Raw genomic sequence first — 14,601 nt, 5'->3', positions numbered from 1 at the left:
CGCGCGTGCGGTGGCGAATCAGCCCTTCCTGGCGTTGACGGCGCGTTGCAGCTGGGCCTTGTTCATGTGCGAACGGCCTTCGATGCCCCGCTGTCCGGCCTCGTTGTACAGCTGGTCCCGGGTCGGTCCCTGGGAGCCCTGCCGGTTGCCCGACCGCAGGCCGCCGCGCCTGCCGGACGAGATGTCCTGGGTGGACGTCCGGCTCGCGGTCTCGGACTCGCCGGACCGGGCGCGTTCCTTGTTGACGGTCCGGGCGGCGATCTCCTCGGCGCGCCCCTGGCTCTCGCCCCGGTCGAGGGCGCTCTCCTTGATGTGCTCGTACTGGCGTTCCCGCTTCGGGCTGGATCCGCGTGGCATGACCGCTCCTTTCCCGGTCGACGAGAAACGGGTACCCGCGGGTCAGTTCTCCAGGCGTGCCGCCCGCCCCTGCTCGCCGGCCGCCCAGCAGCTCAGGTCCGGCGTGCAGGCCACGGTGTCGTACGAACCGGTGTCGACGGTCCGCCAGGTGCGGCCGCCGTCGGTGGTCAGGTCGGTGCCGGTGGGGCCGACGGCGAGGGCCGTGGCGCGGCTGTACGGGAGCCAGGCGACGCCCGAGCGGTAGGCGGGCGGCGGGGTGGCGGCGGGCTGCCAGCTGCGGCCGCCGTCCGGGGTGACCGCGGCCGCCTGCGGCGAGGCCTGGTCGGCGCGGTAGTCGCCGCCGACCGCGATGCCGTGGCCGCGGTCCCGGAAGGCGAGGGCGAAGACGCCCTTGGCCGGGTCGCCCGCCGGGATCGTGGTGTCGGCGGCGGTCCAGGTCAGGCCGCGGTCGGTGGAGTGCAGCACGCGCGCGTGCGCGCCGCCGCCGGTGGCCAGCCAGGCGTCCTTCGGCCCGGAGGTGACCAGGCACTGTCCGCTCGCCGCGAAGCCCGCCTCGCCGGCCAGGGCGGCCGGCATGCCGTCGTCCGGCAGCACGCGCCAGGAACGGCCGCCGTCGCTCGTCGACAGGATGCGGAACCTCCCGTCGACCGGGTCGCTCATGGCGAGGCCGTGGCGGCGGTCGAAGAAGGCCATGCAGTCGTAGAAGGCGGCGGGGTCGGTGTTGCGGAAGGACTCCGTCCAGGTCCGGCCGCCGTCGTCGGTGCGGTAGACCCGGGACGCCTCGCCCTCACCGATGGCCAGGACCACCGCGCGGCGCGCGTCGAACGCCTCGACGTCCCGGAACTGGAGGTCGCCCGCGCCCGGCGGAGAGACGTTCCGCCAGCTCGTCCCGCCGTCCGTGGTGCGCAGCACGGTGCCGCCGGTACCGGCCAGCCAGGCGGTGTCCCGGTCGACGGCGGCCAGGCCGCGGAACCGCACGTCGGGGGTGCCGGTGTCCTTGACCGCCCAGTGCGGGGCCCGCGTCGTGGCCTGTGCGGAACCGGCGGTCAGCGCGGCCAGCGCCGCCGTGCACGCCACCCCCACCGCGACCGCTCGGCCGGTACGTCGGGCTCGTCCTGTGCGTCGCGTGCTCCCCAAGCGCCTCATGGCGCGCGAAGCTAGCTGACCGGCGCGGTGCCGTCCAGAGGGCCCCGCAGCCCCTGGCGACAGGTAAGCCCCGGGTGTGAATAGGGCCGGTGACAGAGGTCACTCGCCCTTCGCGTGCACGGATCGGCCACTTCCGTCGTCTCTTCCAGTGCCAGGTCTCACACGCCCGGAAATTCGTACAACCGTCACGAGGGAGCAAGGCGTTGTCCATCGTCATCGAGCAGCCCGTAGAGGCTCGCCTGGTCGCCGCGTCACCGCGCATGCCGAGCATTCCCGCCACCCTGGGCTACGACCGCGAGGATCCCTTCGCCGTGCGCATGACCTTCCCGGCCCCGGCGACCCTGGAGGGGGTCGACGTCTGCTGGACGTTCTCCCGCGAGCTGCTGGCAGCCGGACTGCACGCGCCGGAGGGCAACGGGGACGTCCGGGTGCGGCCGTACGGCTACGACCGGACCGTGCTGGAGTTCCACGCCCCCGAGGGCACCGCCGTCATCCATGTGCGCACCGGCGAGATACGCCGGTTCCTGGAGGCGACCGGCGACCTGGTGCCCACCGGTCTCGAACACCTCCAGCTGGACCTGGACCACGACCTGGCCGAGCTCATGCGGGACGCCTGCTGACCTGGCGCTCCCGCGTCGGCCGGGCGTCGGGCTCGCCGTGGTCGAGCCCGCCCTGATCGCCGCACGGTCGCCGGTGGTCAATTGCGTTGACACTCCAGGTGGGCCCTCCTAGCGTGTACATCGGTTCTGTTGCCGTCGATTGGAGAAGGACGTTGCTCGTCTGAGGTCCTGAGACACCGCGTCACACCCGTGAGGTGTGTCTGTGGCGTTCGACCTCGGCGTGTGAGCCGTCCTCCCGGCGCAGGATCTCTTCCTGGCCCTTTCGGCTTCTGCCTCGCGGTGTCTCGACACGCGTCTGTCCCCCGACACCGCAAGCAACCGCGAGGCGCCCATGTCTGCATCCGTCACCATCACCTCCCTGTCCTTCGCCTGGCCCGACGGCTCCCCCGTCTTCGACGGCCTGGACATCTCCTTCGGCCCCGGCCGCACCGGCCTGGTCGGCGTCAACGGATCGGGGAAGTCGACGCTGCTGAAGCTCGTCGCCGGAGAACTCACCCCGGCCGACGGCTCCGTGAAGGTCGCCGGTGAGGTGGGCCACCTCCCGCAGAACGTCACGCTCGACACCGCGCTGCGCGTCGAGGAGGTGCTCGGCATCGCCGCCCGGCGGGCCGCGCTGCACGCCATCGAGGCGGGTGACGCGTCCGAGCGGCACTTCGAGACGCTCGGCGACGACTGGGACGTCGAGGAGCGCGCCCTGGTCACCCTCGGCGAACTCGGGCTCGGCCACATCGGCCTGGACCGGACCGTCGGGGAGGTGTCCGGCGGCGAGTCGGTGCTGCTGCGGCTGGCCGCGCTGCTCCTGCGGCGGCCGGACGTGCTGCTGCTCGACGAACCCACCAACAACCTCGACCTGTACGCCCGCAGGCGGCTGTACGCGGCCGTCGCCTCCTGGCCGGGCGTGCTGATCGTGGTCAGCCACGACCGCGAACTCCTCGACCTGGTCGACCAGATCGCCGACCTGCGCGCCGGGGAGGTCACCTGGTACGGCGGCAACTTCTCGGCGTACGAGGAGGCCCTTGCCGTCGAACAGGAGGCGGCCGAGCGCATGGTGCGGGTCGCCGAGGCCGACGTCCGCAAGCAGAAGCGCGAACTGTCCGACGCCCAGGTCAAACTGGCCCGCCGCAAGCGGTACGGGCAGAAGATGTTCGAGCAGAAGCGCGAGCCGAAGATCGTCATGGGGGCGCGCAGGCGCGCGGCCCAGGAGTCCGCGGGCAAGCACCGCATCATGCACGAGGAGCGGCTCAGCGAGGCGAAGGAGCGGCTGGACGAGGCGGTGGAGGCGGTACGGGAGGACGACGAGATCCGCGTCGAGCTGCCGTACACGGCTGTTCCGCCGGGCCGGAACGTGCTGACGCTGGAGAACCTGGAGCTCGCGCACGGCTCGCGGGTGAAGGGGATCGTCGACCTGCGCGGGCCCGAGCGGATCGCACTGATCGGACGCAACGGCGCGGGCAAGACGACGCTGCTGCGGACGATCGCCGGGGAGCTGGCGCCGGTGGCGGGCGAGGCGCACGCGCACGTGCCGCTGCGTTTCCTGCCGCAGCGGCTGGACGTTCTCGACGACGAGCTGACCGTCGCCGAGAACGTGGCCCGGTTCGCACCGGACGCCGGCAACAACCGGATCCGGGCGCGGCTGGCCCGCTTCCTGTTCCGGGGCGCCCGGGCCGACCAGCAGGCAGGGACGCTCTCCGGCGGCGAGCGTTTCAGGGCGGCGCTGGCCGCGCTGCTGCTGGCCGAGCCCGCGCCGCAGCTGCTGATGCTGGACGAGCCGACGAACAACCTCGACATGGCGAGCGTCCGGCAGCTCACCACGGCCCTGGAGTCGTACGCGGGCGCCCTGATCGTGGCCAGCCACGACCTGCCGTTCCTGGAGTCGATCGGGGTCACGCGGTGGCTGCTGATGGCGGACGGGGAGCTGACCGGCACAACTCCGGACGAGGTGGCGCGTCTCGGTGAGGGCACAGCCTGACGACAGGGGTTTTGTCGACACCGATCCGCCCTGCATGATGGCGGTCCGGCGCCCCCACAATGGGCGCCGGACCGAATCACCGACCCCGGAGACCCGTCGTGCCCAGCAAGAAGGCCCTCATCCGCCGCCCCAGCCCGCGCCTCGCCGAAGGCCTGGTGACGCACATCGAGCGGGAGAAGGTCGACGTCGAGCTCGCCCAGGAGCAGTGGGAGGCGTACGCGGAGACGCTGCGCGCGCACGGCTGGGAGACCGTCGAGGTGGACCCGGAGGACGACTGCCCGGACTCGGTGTTCGTCGAGGACACGGTCGTCATGTACAAGAACGTGGCGCTGATCACCCGTCCCGGCGCCGAGTCCCGGCGCGAGGAGACGGCCGGCGTCGAGGAGGCGGTGGCCCGGCTCGGCTGCTCGGTGAACTGGATCTGGGAGCCCGGCACCCTGGACGGCGGTGACGTCCTCAAGGTCGGCGACACCGTCTACGTCGGCCGCGGCGGGCGGACCAACGCGGCCGGGGTGCACCAACTGCGGGCCGCGTTCGAGCCGCTGGGCGCGCGCGTGGTCGCCGTACCGGTGAGCAAGGTGCTGCATCTCAAGTCGGCGGTGACCGCGCTGCCCGACGGAACGATTCTGGGGCACATCCCGAACGTGGACCGGCCGTCGCTGTTCCCGGGCTTCCTGGCGGTGCCCGAGGAGGCGGGCGCCCATGTGGTGCTGCTGGGCGGCGGGAAGCTGCTGATGTCTACGAGCGCCCCGAAGACCGCGGAGCTGCTGGCCGATCTCGGCCACGAGGTGGTCACGGTGGACATTTCCGAGTTCGAGAAACTTGAGGGATGTGTGACGTGCCTCTCGGTGCGGCTGCGGGAGTTGTACGCCTGACGGGTGATCGTTTCACCCCTTCAGCCCTGGGACCTGCGAGTCCCGGGGCGGCTTGGCATGTCCCGATTCGCCTTGTGCACCGGGCCTGATCAGCAGTCTTTACAGCGCACTTAACCTACGGCTTCGTAACCTACGCTTTCGTAGCCTACGATCACGTAGGTTTCCGGCCCCGCTCGCCGGTCTTCTCCCGTTCATCCGCTCTTGTTCGGCGTCCCCCTGGAGTTCTCGTGACGATCACTTCTCCCCACCTCGGCAGCCCGTCCGTGTGGACCGACGCGCGGCTGCTGTACGCCCTGGAGGAAGTGGTCGAGAAGGAGCTGAACCGGCATCTGAAGGTCGCCAAGGACTGGATGCCGCACGAGTACGTGCCGTGGACGGACGCCCGTAACTTCCCCGGCTTCTTCGAGGACGGCGAGGCCTGGAGCAAGGAGCAGTCCAAGGTCACCGAGATCGGCCGGACCGCGCTGGTGGTGAACCTGCTCACCGAGGACAACCTGCCCAGCTACCACCACGAGATCGCCTCGCTGTTCGGCCGGGACGGCGCCTGGGGCACCTGGGTGCACCGCTGGACCGCCGAGGAGGGCCGGCACGGCATCGTGATGCGCGACTACCTGCTCGCCTCGCGCGCGGTGGACCCGGACAAGCTGGAGCAGTTCCGGATGTCGCACATGAGCGAGGGCTTCGAGTCGGACAACCGGCACTCGATGCTGCACTCGATCGCATACGTCGCCTTCCAGGAGCTCGCGACCCGCATCTCGCACCGCAACACCGGCCACCAGTCCGGCGACCCGATCTGCGACCGCATGCTGGCCCGCATCGCGACCGACGAGAACCTGCACATGGTCTTCTACCGCAACCTCCTGAAGTCCGCGTTCGAGCTGGCCCCCGACCTGACCATGCAGGCGGTGCGGGACGTCGTGGTCGACTTCCGCATGCCCGGCCACGGCATCCCCGGCTTCGAGCGGGCCGCCGCCCAGATGGCGATCGGCGAGGTCTACAACATGCGCATCCACCACGACGACGTGCTCCAGCCGGTGCTGCGCCACCTGAAGGTCCTGGAGATCGACGGCCTCGGTCCGGAGGGCCTGCAGGCGCAGGAGGAACTCGGCCTGTTCATGGGCGGACTGAACGCGGAGGCCACGAAGTTCGACGAGAAGCTGGCCGCGCGCAAGGCCCGGATGGCGGCGCGCGCCGGCGCCTGACGCGACGACCGGCGGGCGCCCGGATTTTCCGGTGCGCCCTGTCGGCGGCCTGCGGCATCATGCGCGCATGCGTGCTGACACCACCTCCGGCCGGGCGGTCGGCTTCCTCCTGGACCTGATCGACTCCGCGGACGCCGACCGGGTACGCGCCCGTGTCGGGCTGCCCCGGCCGGCGCCGGAGGACCTCCGGGAGGCCAGGCGCCGGATTCCCCAGGGGCTGCCGGCGCTGCCGTCCTCGGTGGTGCTGTGGATGCTCCAGGAGGACGACCCGGATCTCAACGCCGTCGTCTGGCGGCTGCTCACGGACCGGGACACGGCACTGCAACGGGCGATCCTGGACGGCGTGCCCTTCGCACCGGGGCGACTGCCGGCGGTGGAGGTCGACCCGGTCCTGCGCGACGACTACGAGGCACCGCCGGTCCCGGACCGGGTCGCCCGCCTCGGACTGGTGCCGGCCCTGCGCGAGTCGGACTCCATGGCCGCCGCGCGGGAGGCCACCTCCATGGTCTACCGGCGTGAGCACTGGCAGACGGTCGCCGAGGCGGACCGTGAGAACTCCCTGCCCGGCTACGTCCGCTGGGCCCTGGCCGTCCGCCCGGACTGCCCGCCCTCACTGCGCGCCCAGTTCGGCACGCACCGCAAGTTCGATTTCCGCGTCCGCCAGGCGGGGATCCTGGACGGGCCCGCCGTGTACGCGCTGGACCACGGACCGGCCCTGGACGTGCTCAAGGTGCTCTCCCTGGGGCACGTGATGTTCCCGCGCCGCGCCGCCGAGGCCGAGGACGCGCTGCGCCCGCTGGTCCGGGACCACCTGGGCGACCGCGAGGAGGCCTGGGCGGTACTGGCCCAGCTCCTGGACACCTTCCACGGCACGACCGGCGAACTGGTCAGGACCGCGGGGGCCATCGCCTAGCCGGGCCGCCGCCCCGCTGCCGATCACCGGCCCGGAGGGCCTGCCTCTGCGCTGCGGGCCGACGACGGGCCACGCCCTCTTCGAGGCGCTTCAGGGGGGCGGGGCGGCCGGATTCGAACCGGCGTGTTCTGGTTCTGGAGACCGGTGCGCCTGCCTCTGCGCTACGGCCCCGCCCGTGCGGCAGATCGTAATGCCTTGGCCCGTTGTCGGTGCCGGCTGGTACCAATGAAGCACCGGGGGAACTGCGGGGCGGGGGACGGCGCATGACGTACGGAGAGCGGGGGCGGCCACGCCCTCCTGTGGTCGACCTGGCCGACCGCAGGGCACTTGCGGCCTACCGCCCGGCCGATCCGGAGGTCGTGGCTCAGGCGCGGCGGCTGAAGGAGGCCGCGCTGCTGGACTTCGGGCTGACGGAGTCGGCGGTGGCCTCGTGGCTGTACTCGAAGTGCGCACATCAGATCCCGACGACGGCGGTGGACACGGCGGCCGTGGTCGCCTCGGGCGACGGCACCTGCCTGCTGCTCTACAACCCGGACTTCTTCGTCGCACTGGGCCTGGACGGCGTCAAGTTCGTGCTGTTCCACGAGGCCCGGCACCTGGTGCACCGTCATCTCCTGGCCGATCCCGAGCTGCGCGAGGACCCGGTGTTCGCGCTCGCCGCCGAGGTCGCCGTCAACCACGTGGCCCTGGTCCGCCTCGGCCGTACGGAGCTGCCCCTGCTGGACGGCCGGCCGACGGGCGTCGACCCGCGCAGGGTCTACGACGCCTACCGGGAGGACCTGACGGCCCACGGCCTGGAGCCGCTCACGTACGAGGGGTTCACCGAGACCGACCTGCGGATCTACGGGGAGCTGAAGCGCATGTGCGATCCGCCGGTGCCGCCGCCGCTGTGCCCGCACCTGGTGGCCGGTCTGGTCCCCGCCGACCAGGTGACCGTGGACGAGGTGGCGTCGTCGGCGCTGCTCAACTCCCTGCTGGCGGCCCGGCGCGGCCACCCGGGCGCGGAACGCGAACTGCTCGATCTCATGAGCCGTACCGAGGAGGGATCGGCGCGGGCCGCGCGGCTCTGGGGGAAGCTCGGCGCGGGCATGCTGCGCGGCGAGACCACCCGTACCCGGACCGTCGACTGGTGGCAGCGCTGGCTGGTCGACGTGCTGGGCTCCCGGCTCCGCGACGGCGAGCGGCTGGTGTACCCGAAGAAGCGCGGTGCCCTGCTCGCGGCGCTCGGCCAGGACCCGATCCTCGCCCGGCGCGGCCCGGTACGCGAGAAGGTGCTCGTCATCGCCTACGACACCTCGGGCTCGATGCCGGACCGGGTGATCGACTGGCTCACCCGGCTCGTCGGCCGGATCGACGGGGTGGCGGCGCACTGGCTGTCCTTCGACGCCGTGGTGATGCCGTTCCGGCCCGGCGAGAGGGTGTACGGCGGGGGCGGCACCAGCTTCCAGGCGGTCGCCGACTACGTGGAGGGCCGTACCGAGGTGGCGGGCCGGCGCTGTGAGGCGAACCCGGACGCGGTCGTCGTCCTCACCGACGGATACGCGCCGCCGATCACCCCGGCCGAGCCGGAGAAATGGATCTGGCTGATCACCGAGGGCGGCAACGACTGGCCCGAGACGCACACACCCGCGATGGACTGCCATCGCGTCACCACGGGATCACGGTAGATGACCACGGAAACACAGCAGTCGACGACGTCCCGGCTGGAGTCGTTCATCGACGCGATGATCGACCTGCGGCAGACCGGGCAGGTCTTCGGCGAGCACGGCATCGGCAAGACGGCGACGTTCTTCTCGCATCTCGCCCGCGCGTACCCGGACACCACGCTGGTGTACGTGCCGGCGGCGAACCTGACCCCGGACGACCTGCTGGTCAACGCACCGGTCCGGGACCCGCGCACGGGCGAACTGGTGCTGCGCCAGCTGGTGATGAGCCGGCTCCGGCCGGGCCGGCCGTTCGTGCTGCTCATCGACGACTCGCTGCAGGCGGGCGACACGATCCAGTCGCAGCTCATGCAGGTCGCCTGCAACTGGTCGCTGGGCGAGCACGATCTGCGCGCCCTGGGCTGCGTGGGCGTGTTCCTCACCGACAACGAGTCGCTGTCGGAGACCTCGGCACGCCGTGGTGACCTGGCACTGCTGGACCGCATGGTGACGATGCGGATCACGGCGAACGACACGTCGTGGCGCCGGTATCTCGCGGCCAAGTACCGTCCCTGGGACCTGCGTCCGGTCTTCTCCCTGTGGGCGTCCCTCTCCCCCGCCCTGCGCGAGCTGCTCTCCCCGCGCACCCTGGACCATGTGCTGGCCAACGCGCGCGAGGGCTTCCCGCTGCGCTGGGGCCTGCCGCTGGTCGACGGCGAGCGGCTGCGGCTGGCCGAGCCGGGCCCGGACGGACGGCCGGGGCAGAACCGCACGGCCGAGATCCTCGACCGGATCGCCGCGAGCCTGGGCGTCGCCAACCCGGCGACGGTCGCGGACCCGGTGCGGCAGGTGGTGCGGGCGGCGCTGCGCAACCGCTGGACGGTGCTGCTCCAGGGGCCGCCGGGCTGCGGCAAGACGGAGCTGGTCCGGGAGACCCTGCGCGCCGGGCTCGGCCGGGACGCCCTGTACTTCTCGCTGCCGGTGACGAACGTCGAGGACCTGTGCGCGCCGGTGCCGTCCCCGGACGGCACGCTCGACAACCTCCTCGCCGCGCCCTTCACGGGCCCGGAGCCCAAGGCGATCGTGTGGGACGAGTACAACCGGCCCAAGGACCGGGCCGCGTTCGCCAAGCTGATGGAGGTCACCCAGGAGTGGTCGCTGGCGGGACGCCGGATCGAGAACCTGCGGGCCCAGATAGCCGTGCAGAACCCGCCGTACCACCTGGGCCGCAAGCTGCTGGTGTCACGGAACAACATCGCCCAGGCGACCCGTTTCACGGCGTCCCTCCTGGTCGAGCCCGAGGACATCCCGGCCAACGAGTGGCTGCTCGCGCGGTACGGCCGGGACGCCGAGACGGTCCTGGAGTGGTGGAAGCACGACATCGACGACGAGGGCCGGGAATGGATCACCAAGCGGACCCTGGAGCGGCTGGTCAAACTGCACCGCAAGGGGCTGCCGCTGGAGATGGCCACGGTCTACCTCGGCGACGGCGAGTACGCGCCGGTGCCCTTGACGGCCCTCGTCGACCGCTTCAAGGGCCGCCCGGTCACCGGTCTGCGCGAACTGGCCCGGGACGTCGACGCCTGGGAGGCCAGGCTGCGCGCGGCCGCCGCGCACTCCGGCGAGGGCGGTGACGACAGCGACGTGGTGCACCAGATCCTCGCCAACGCGGAGCTGTCCCAGCTGAAGAGAGACCGGGCGGTGGTGGGCCGCCTGGTGGCCCTGCTCCCGGCCAAGCTGCGGGCGACCTACCTGGTGGGGGCGTCGGAGCGGCACCAGCGGTTCTGGACGGAGGTGTTCACGGAGCTGCGGCGGAGCTGACGGCCGGGCCGCGGGCGGCGGAATGCGGCGCCCTGCTCACCACTCCGCCTCCCGGTAGTCCTTCAGGAACACGCCGGACACCGGGTCCCCGGCCTCGCCGCGCACGATCGGGTCGTAGACGCGGGCCGCGCCGTCGACGATGTCGAGCGGGGTACGGAAGCCGGCGCCCGCCATCCGGGCCTTCTTGGGGGCCGGGTTCTCGTCGGTGATCCAGCCGGTGTCGACGGCGCACATGTGGACGCCCCGCTCCGCGAGTTCGGCGGCGCTGGTGCGGGTGAGCATGTTGAGGGCGGCCTTGGCCATGTTGGTGTGCGGATGGCCCGGCATCTTGTTGCGGACGGTGAATCGGCCCTCGACGGCGGTCACGTTGACCACGTAGCGGCGCGGCCGGGGCGAGGCCAGCAGCAGCGGCAGCAGCCGGTCGCACAGCAGGGCCGGAGCCAGGGCGTTGACGAGCTGGGTCTCCAGGACCTCGGCCGGGTCGAGGGCACCGAGCCGGGCCGACCAGGAGTTCTCGGGCGACGGGTCGGGCAGCAGCCCGGCCTCGTCGGCCTCCCGCAGGGCGACGGGCAGGGCCGCGGCCGAGCCCGCCAGCCGGCGCATCGGGGTGAACCCGGGGGCCTGCCGGGCGCCCGGGGGCAGCGCGTCGGGTTCGCCGGCGGCCAGCAGGGCGTACGACTCGGGCGGTCTGCGCACGGTCTGGGCCGCGTTGTTGACGAGGATGTCCAGCGGCTCGCCCTCCTGCCGCAGTTCCTCGCACAGGCCGAGCACCTGGCGCGGGTCGCGCAGGTCGACGGCGAGGACGGTGAGCCGGTCCAGCCACTTGGCGCTGCCGGGGGCGGCCTCGAAGCGGCGCATGGTGTCCTGCGGGAAACGGGAGGTGATCAGGACTTCGGCGCCGTCGCGCAGCATCATCAGGGCCAGCTGGAAGCCGATCTTCACCCGGCCGCCGGTGAGCAGCACCCGGCGGCCGCCGAGGTCGGTGCTCAGGGCGCGCCGTGCGGTGTTGTCGGCGGCGCAGTCGGGGCAGAGCCGGTGGTAGAAGGTGTCGACCTGTCGATAGGGCGACTTGCAGACGTAGCAGGTACGCGGCTTGCGGAAGACACCCCCGGCACCGGGCACGGCCAGCGGCGCGTCCTCGCGGCGGTCCAGGGCGCCGGTCGCGGTCGCAGCCATCACGGCGGCGTCGGCCGTCGACGTCTCGGTGCCGCGCGTCCTGCGGCGGCGCAGCCGGCCGTCGCGGGCGAAGGAGGCGGCGACCTGCTCGGCACGCAGCCGTACCGGATCGTCGACGGGCAGCGCCCGCAGCTTCCCCACGACCTCGTGGAAAGCGGCCAGTTCCGCCTCGGTGATCGCCTCGCTCATCCGCCCCGCCCCGTGTCCGCCGTACCGCGGTCCCGGCCGGATTCGAACCGGCGTATCCACCTTGAGAGGGTGGCGAGTCTGCCTCTGCTCTACAGGACCTCACCGCGCGGCCCGGACGACCGGATTCGAACCGGCGTGTCCGCCTTGGCAAGGCGGTGCGTCTGCCTCTGCGCTACGTCCGGCCGCGTCCCCGGATGGTATCCGGGCCTGGGCGTACGGCCGCACCGCATTTCCCGGGCGGGCGTGGGTTCAGCGGGACCCGCGGCGCAGTTCCAGGCGTTCCTTCTCGGACAGGCCGCCCCAGACGCCGAAGCGTTCGTCGTTGTCGAGCGCGTACTCCAGGCAGGCCGGACGCATCTCGCACATGCCGCAGATGCGCTTGGCCTCGCGCACCGAGCTGCCGGGCTCGGGAAAGAAGAAGTCCGCCCCGGTCTGCGCGCACAACGCCTGCGCCTGCCAGGCCGGGACGGGCGTGCGGGGCGGGGTGATGGTGTCGAAGTGCATGGCCAGGATCGTGCCGGGCGGCGAAAAACGTTCGATCAACGCCCGCTCAACGTCCCGGCGACAGAGCACCGCAGCCTCGATCATGCTCCCGTGCGCCACGCCCGCGCACGGCGGCGCGCGGAACGGATCCGAAACTCGGCGACTGCGTCGGGTGACCCACGGTAACCGGGCTGCGGTGGGCGTGGTCGGGCAGCGATTGTCAGTGGGCGGTGGAAGACTCGGCGCAGCAGAGAACAGGACCCTTCCGAGGAGGGCGATGATGCTCACCACCCGTTTCGTCAACGGCGCTCCCAACTGGATCGACCTCGGCACACCCGAGATCGACGGCGCCGTCTCCTTCTACAAAGGTCTCTTCGGCTGGGAGTTCCAGTCGGCGGGTCCCGACGCCGGGGGTTACGGATTCTTCCAGCTGGACGGCAGGACCGTCGCCGGCGGTATGCAGACCACCCCGGAGCAGGGTCCGCCGTCCTGGACCGTGTACTTCCGGAGCGAGGACGCGCAGGCCACCGCGAAGGCGGCCGAGCAGGCGCACGGCAGCGTCCTCGCCCAGCCGATGGACGTGATGGGCCAGGGGCACCTGGCGATCCTCGCCGACCAGGCGGGCGTGCCCTTCGGCATCTGGCAGCCGGCGCTGACCAAGGGGGTCGACGTGGCGGGCGATCCGGGTTCGCTGTGCTGGGTCGAGCTGTACACCCCGGACATCGCAGCCGCCGCGGCGTACTACCACAAGGTGCTCGGTCTGGAGACCTCCGGCGTGCCCTTCCCCGGTGGCACCTACACCTGTGTCAACCCGGCGGGCGGTGACGACGCGTCGATGTTCGGCGGGATGGTGCCGCTGGCCGAGGACCCGGCCGAAGCGCAGACCGGCGCGTACTGGCTGCCCTACTTCGAGGTCGAGGACCCCGACGCGGTGGTCGAGAAGGCCCAGCAGACGGGCGGTCGGGTGCGGATGCCGGCGACCACGCTGGAGGGGGTGGGCCGGATGGCCAAACTGGCCGACCCGTACGGCGCCCGCTTCGCGGTGATCAAGGGCGAACCGCAGCAGACCTGAGGCGGCAGCCGGGATCCGCTACGCGGTCGCGCGCCGTATCAGCGTCGTGGGCAGGACGACGCTGGACGGCGCGCCGGTCGCCGCCTCGCCGCGGGTCAGCGTGGACAGCAGCAGGCGGGCCATCAACCGGCCCATCTCCTCGATGTCCTGACGGACCGTCGTCAGCGCCGGCTCGGTCTGTTCGGCGACGGGCAGCACGTCGTCGAAGCCGATCACGGCGACGTCCTCGGGCACCCGGCGGCCGCGCTCGCGCAGGACACGCAGGGCGCCGAGGGCGGTGAGGTCGTTGGCGGCGAACACGGCGTCCACGTCCGGGCAGCGGTCGAGGAGTTCGCCCATGGCGCGCTCGCCGCCGGTGGGGGTGAAGTCGCTGGCGACGACCAGCCGGGGATCGGTCTCCCCCATCACGTCCCGGTATCCCTGCAGCCGGTCGGCCGCCGACGTCTGGTCCAGCGGCCCGGTGATGTGCGCGATCCGGGTCCGGCCGAGGCCGACGAGGTGGCGCACCGCGTCCTCGGCACCGCCCCGGTTGTCGCAGTCGACGTACACGGCGCTGTCCGTGCCGTCGCTCCAGCCGGGCCGGCCGCCGAACACGGTGGGCACGCCCGCGCCCTCGATCAGACCCGGCAGCGGGTCGTCGAGGTGCAGCGAGAAGACCAGCGCGCCGTCGACATGGCCGCCGGCGAGATAGCGGGCCACCCGCGCGTGGTCGTCCCGTCCCTCGGTGAGCAGCAGGACGAGCTGGTTGTCATGGGCGGTCAGTTCCTTGCTGATGCCGCGCAGTTGGAGGGCGAAGAAGGGATCGGTGAAGATCCGGGTCTCCGGTTCGGCGATGACGACGGCGACGGCGTCGTGCCGTCTGGTGACGAGGCTGCGGGCCGCCTGGTTGGGGACGTAGCCGAGTTCCTCGACCGCCCGCCGGACCCGCTGGACGAGGGGCTCGCGCACGCCGTCCCCGCCGTTGACGACCCGTGACACGGTGGCCCGGGAGACCCCGGCCCGCGCGGCCACGGCCTCCAGCGTGGGGCGCGACACTGCCTCGGACACCCTCGGCCCTCCTCCTCGGCGGCTGACGATCAGCATAGTCCCGGGCACCGGAAGGCGGTCGGAGCGCTCCCGCTGGGCACCGCGCCTG

Annotated in this window: 13 protein-coding genes and 3 tRNA genes; 8 read left to right on the top strand and 8 right to left on the bottom strand. The window is 72.2% G+C overall.

What is annotated here, in order from left to right; genetic code table 11:
* Positions 1-18 precede the first annotated feature (18 nt).
* A complete protein-coding gene (locus ABT137_RS30400) occupies positions 19-357 on the bottom strand; it encodes a plasmid stabilization protein (protein ID WP_351714305.1) in 339 nt (112 codons plus the stop codon).
* A gap of 42 nt (positions 358-399) precedes the next feature.
* A complete protein-coding gene (locus tag ABT137_RS30395; protein WP_351714304.1) occupies positions 400-1,503 on the bottom strand; it encodes a WD40/YVTN/BNR-like repeat-containing protein in 1,104 nt (367 codons plus the stop codon).
* 203 nt (positions 1,504-1,706) lie between these two features.
* Between ABT137_RS30395 and ssgD the strand changes: the two genes are divergently transcribed.
* The 5 genes from ssgD (at position 1,707) to ABT137_RS30370 (ending at position 7,082) form a co-directional block, all read left to right on the top strand.
* Positions 1,707-2,123 carry a spore wall synthesis regulator SsgD gene (ssgD, locus tag ABT137_RS30390; RefSeq protein ID WP_351714303.1) on the top strand — a complete coding sequence of 139 codons (417 nt, stop codon included), beginning with the start codon at positions 1,707-1,709 and terminating at the stop codon, positions 2,121-2,123.
* Between the two features lie 331 nt (positions 2,124-2,454).
* Entirely contained in the window at positions 2,455-4,092 is a 1,638-nt protein-coding gene (locus tag ABT137_RS30385; protein WP_351714302.1) for an ABC-F family ATP-binding cassette domain-containing protein, read from the top strand.
* 98 nt (positions 4,093-4,190) lie between these two features.
* The gene (gene ddaH / locus ABT137_RS30380; protein WP_351714301.1) at positions 4,191-4,967 is read left to right on the top strand and encodes a dimethylargininase; all 777 of its coding nucleotides are present in this window, start codon (positions 4,191-4,193) and stop codon (positions 4,965-4,967) included.
* A gap of 227 nt (positions 4,968-5,194) precedes the next feature.
* Positions 5,195-6,169: an acyl-ACP desaturase gene (locus tag ABT137_RS30375; RefSeq protein WP_351714300.1), complete on the top strand. Its 975-nt coding sequence runs from the start codon at positions 5,195-5,197 to the stop codon at positions 6,167-6,169.
* Between the two features lie 67 nt (positions 6,170-6,236).
* The gene (locus ABT137_RS30370) at positions 6,237-7,082 is read left to right on the top strand and encodes a hypothetical protein (protein ID WP_351714299.1); all 846 of its coding nucleotides are present in this window, start codon (positions 6,237-6,239) and stop codon (positions 7,080-7,082) included.
* 97 nt (positions 7,083-7,179) lie between these two features.
* Here the strand turns inward: ABT137_RS30370 and ABT137_RS30365 are convergent.
* Positions 7,180-7,255, bottom strand: a tRNA-Trp gene (locus ABT137_RS30365).
* A gap of 90 nt (positions 7,256-7,345) precedes the next feature.
* Between ABT137_RS30365 and ABT137_RS30360 the strand changes: the two genes are divergently transcribed.
* The gene (locus ABT137_RS30360) at positions 7,346-8,749 is read left to right on the top strand and encodes a vWA domain-containing protein (protein WP_351714298.1); all 1,404 of its coding nucleotides are present in this window, start codon (positions 7,346-7,348) and stop codon (positions 8,747-8,749) included.
* The gene (locus tag ABT137_RS30355; protein WP_351714297.1) at positions 8,750-10,546 is read left to right on the top strand and encodes an AAA family ATPase; all 1,797 of its coding nucleotides are present in this window, start codon (positions 8,750-8,752) and stop codon (positions 10,544-10,546) included.
* Between the two features lie 36 nt (positions 10,547-10,582).
* On the opposite strand, the gene ABT137_RS30350 is transcribed toward ABT137_RS30355, so the two are convergent.
* The 4 genes from ABT137_RS30350 to ABT137_RS30335 all read right to left on the bottom strand — a co-directional run bounded on the left by ABT137_RS30350 (position 10,583) and on the right by ABT137_RS30335 (position 12,415).
* The gene (locus tag ABT137_RS30350) at positions 10,583-11,911 is read right to left on the bottom strand and encodes an SDR family NAD(P)-dependent oxidoreductase (protein ID WP_351714296.1); all 1,329 of its coding nucleotides are present in this window, start codon (positions 11,909-11,911) and stop codon (positions 10,583-10,585) included.
* A 27-nt stretch (positions 11,912-11,938) separates the two neighbouring features.
* A tRNA-Glu gene (locus ABT137_RS30345) sits at positions 11,939-12,010 on the bottom strand.
* Positions 12,011-12,021: 11 nt separating this feature from the next.
* A tRNA-Gly gene (locus ABT137_RS30340) sits at positions 12,022-12,093 on the bottom strand.
* A gap of 67 nt (positions 12,094-12,160) precedes the next feature.
* Positions 12,161-12,415: a WhiB family transcriptional regulator gene (locus ABT137_RS30335; RefSeq protein ID WP_351714401.1), complete on the bottom strand. Its 255-nt coding sequence runs from the start codon at positions 12,413-12,415 to the stop codon at positions 12,161-12,163.
* 259 nt (positions 12,416-12,674) lie between these two features.
* On the opposite strand from ABT137_RS30335, the gene ABT137_RS30330 reads away from it, so the two are divergent.
* The gene (locus tag ABT137_RS30330; protein ID WP_351714295.1) at positions 12,675-13,466 is read left to right on the top strand and encodes a VOC family protein; all 792 of its coding nucleotides are present in this window, start codon (positions 12,675-12,677) and stop codon (positions 13,464-13,466) included.
* An 18-nt stretch (positions 13,467-13,484) separates the two neighbouring features.
* On the opposite strand, the gene ABT137_RS30325 is transcribed toward ABT137_RS30330, so the two are convergent.
* Positions 13,485-14,513 (bottom strand): LacI family DNA-binding transcriptional regulator, encoded by a 1,029-nt coding sequence (locus ABT137_RS30325; protein ID WP_351714293.1) that lies wholly within the window; start codon positions 14,511-14,513, stop codon positions 13,485-13,487.
* Positions 14,514-14,601: the final 88 nt, after the last annotated feature.

Source organism: Streptomyces sp. NPDC001980 (assembly GCF_040296885.1).
Lineage (GTDB): Bacteria > Actinomycetota > Actinomycetes > Streptomycetales > Streptomycetaceae > Streptomyces.
Note: the sequence above shows the minus strand (reverse complement) of the source record. Positions and strands in the feature narration are given on the sequence as shown.

Coding starts and splice junctions, on each gene's coding strand:
- ABT137_RS30400 (WP_351714305.1), bottom strand. CDS start 357: ATGCCACGCGGATCCAGCCCGAAGCGGGAACGCCAGTACGAGCACATC.
- ABT137_RS30395 (WP_351714304.1), bottom strand. CDS start 1,503: ATGAGGCGCTTGGGGAGCACGCGACGCACAGGACGAGCCCGACGTACC.
- ABT137_RS30385 (WP_351714302.1), top strand. CDS start 2,455: ATGTCTGCATCCGTCACCATCACCTCCCTGTCCTTCGCCTGGCCCGAC.
- ABT137_RS30370 (WP_351714299.1), top strand. CDS start 6,237: ATGCGTGCTGACACCACCTCCGGCCGGGCGGTCGGCTTCCTCCTGGAC.
- ABT137_RS30360 (WP_351714298.1), top strand. CDS start 7,346: ATGACGTACGGAGAGCGGGGGCGGCCACGCCCTCCTGTGGTCGACCTG.
- ABT137_RS30355 (WP_351714297.1), top strand. CDS start 8,750: ATGACCACGGAAACACAGCAGTCGACGACGTCCCGGCTGGAGTCGTTC.
- ABT137_RS30350 (WP_351714296.1), bottom strand. CDS start 11,911: ATGAGCGAGGCGATCACCGAGGCGGAACTGGCCGCTTTCCACGAGGTC.
- ABT137_RS30335 (WP_351714401.1), bottom strand. CDS start 12,415: ATGCACTTCGACACCATCACCCCGCCCCGCACGCCCGTCCCGGCCTGG.
- ABT137_RS30330 (WP_351714295.1), top strand. CDS start 12,675: ATGCTCACCACCCGTTTCGTCAACGGCGCTCCCAACTGGATCGACCTC.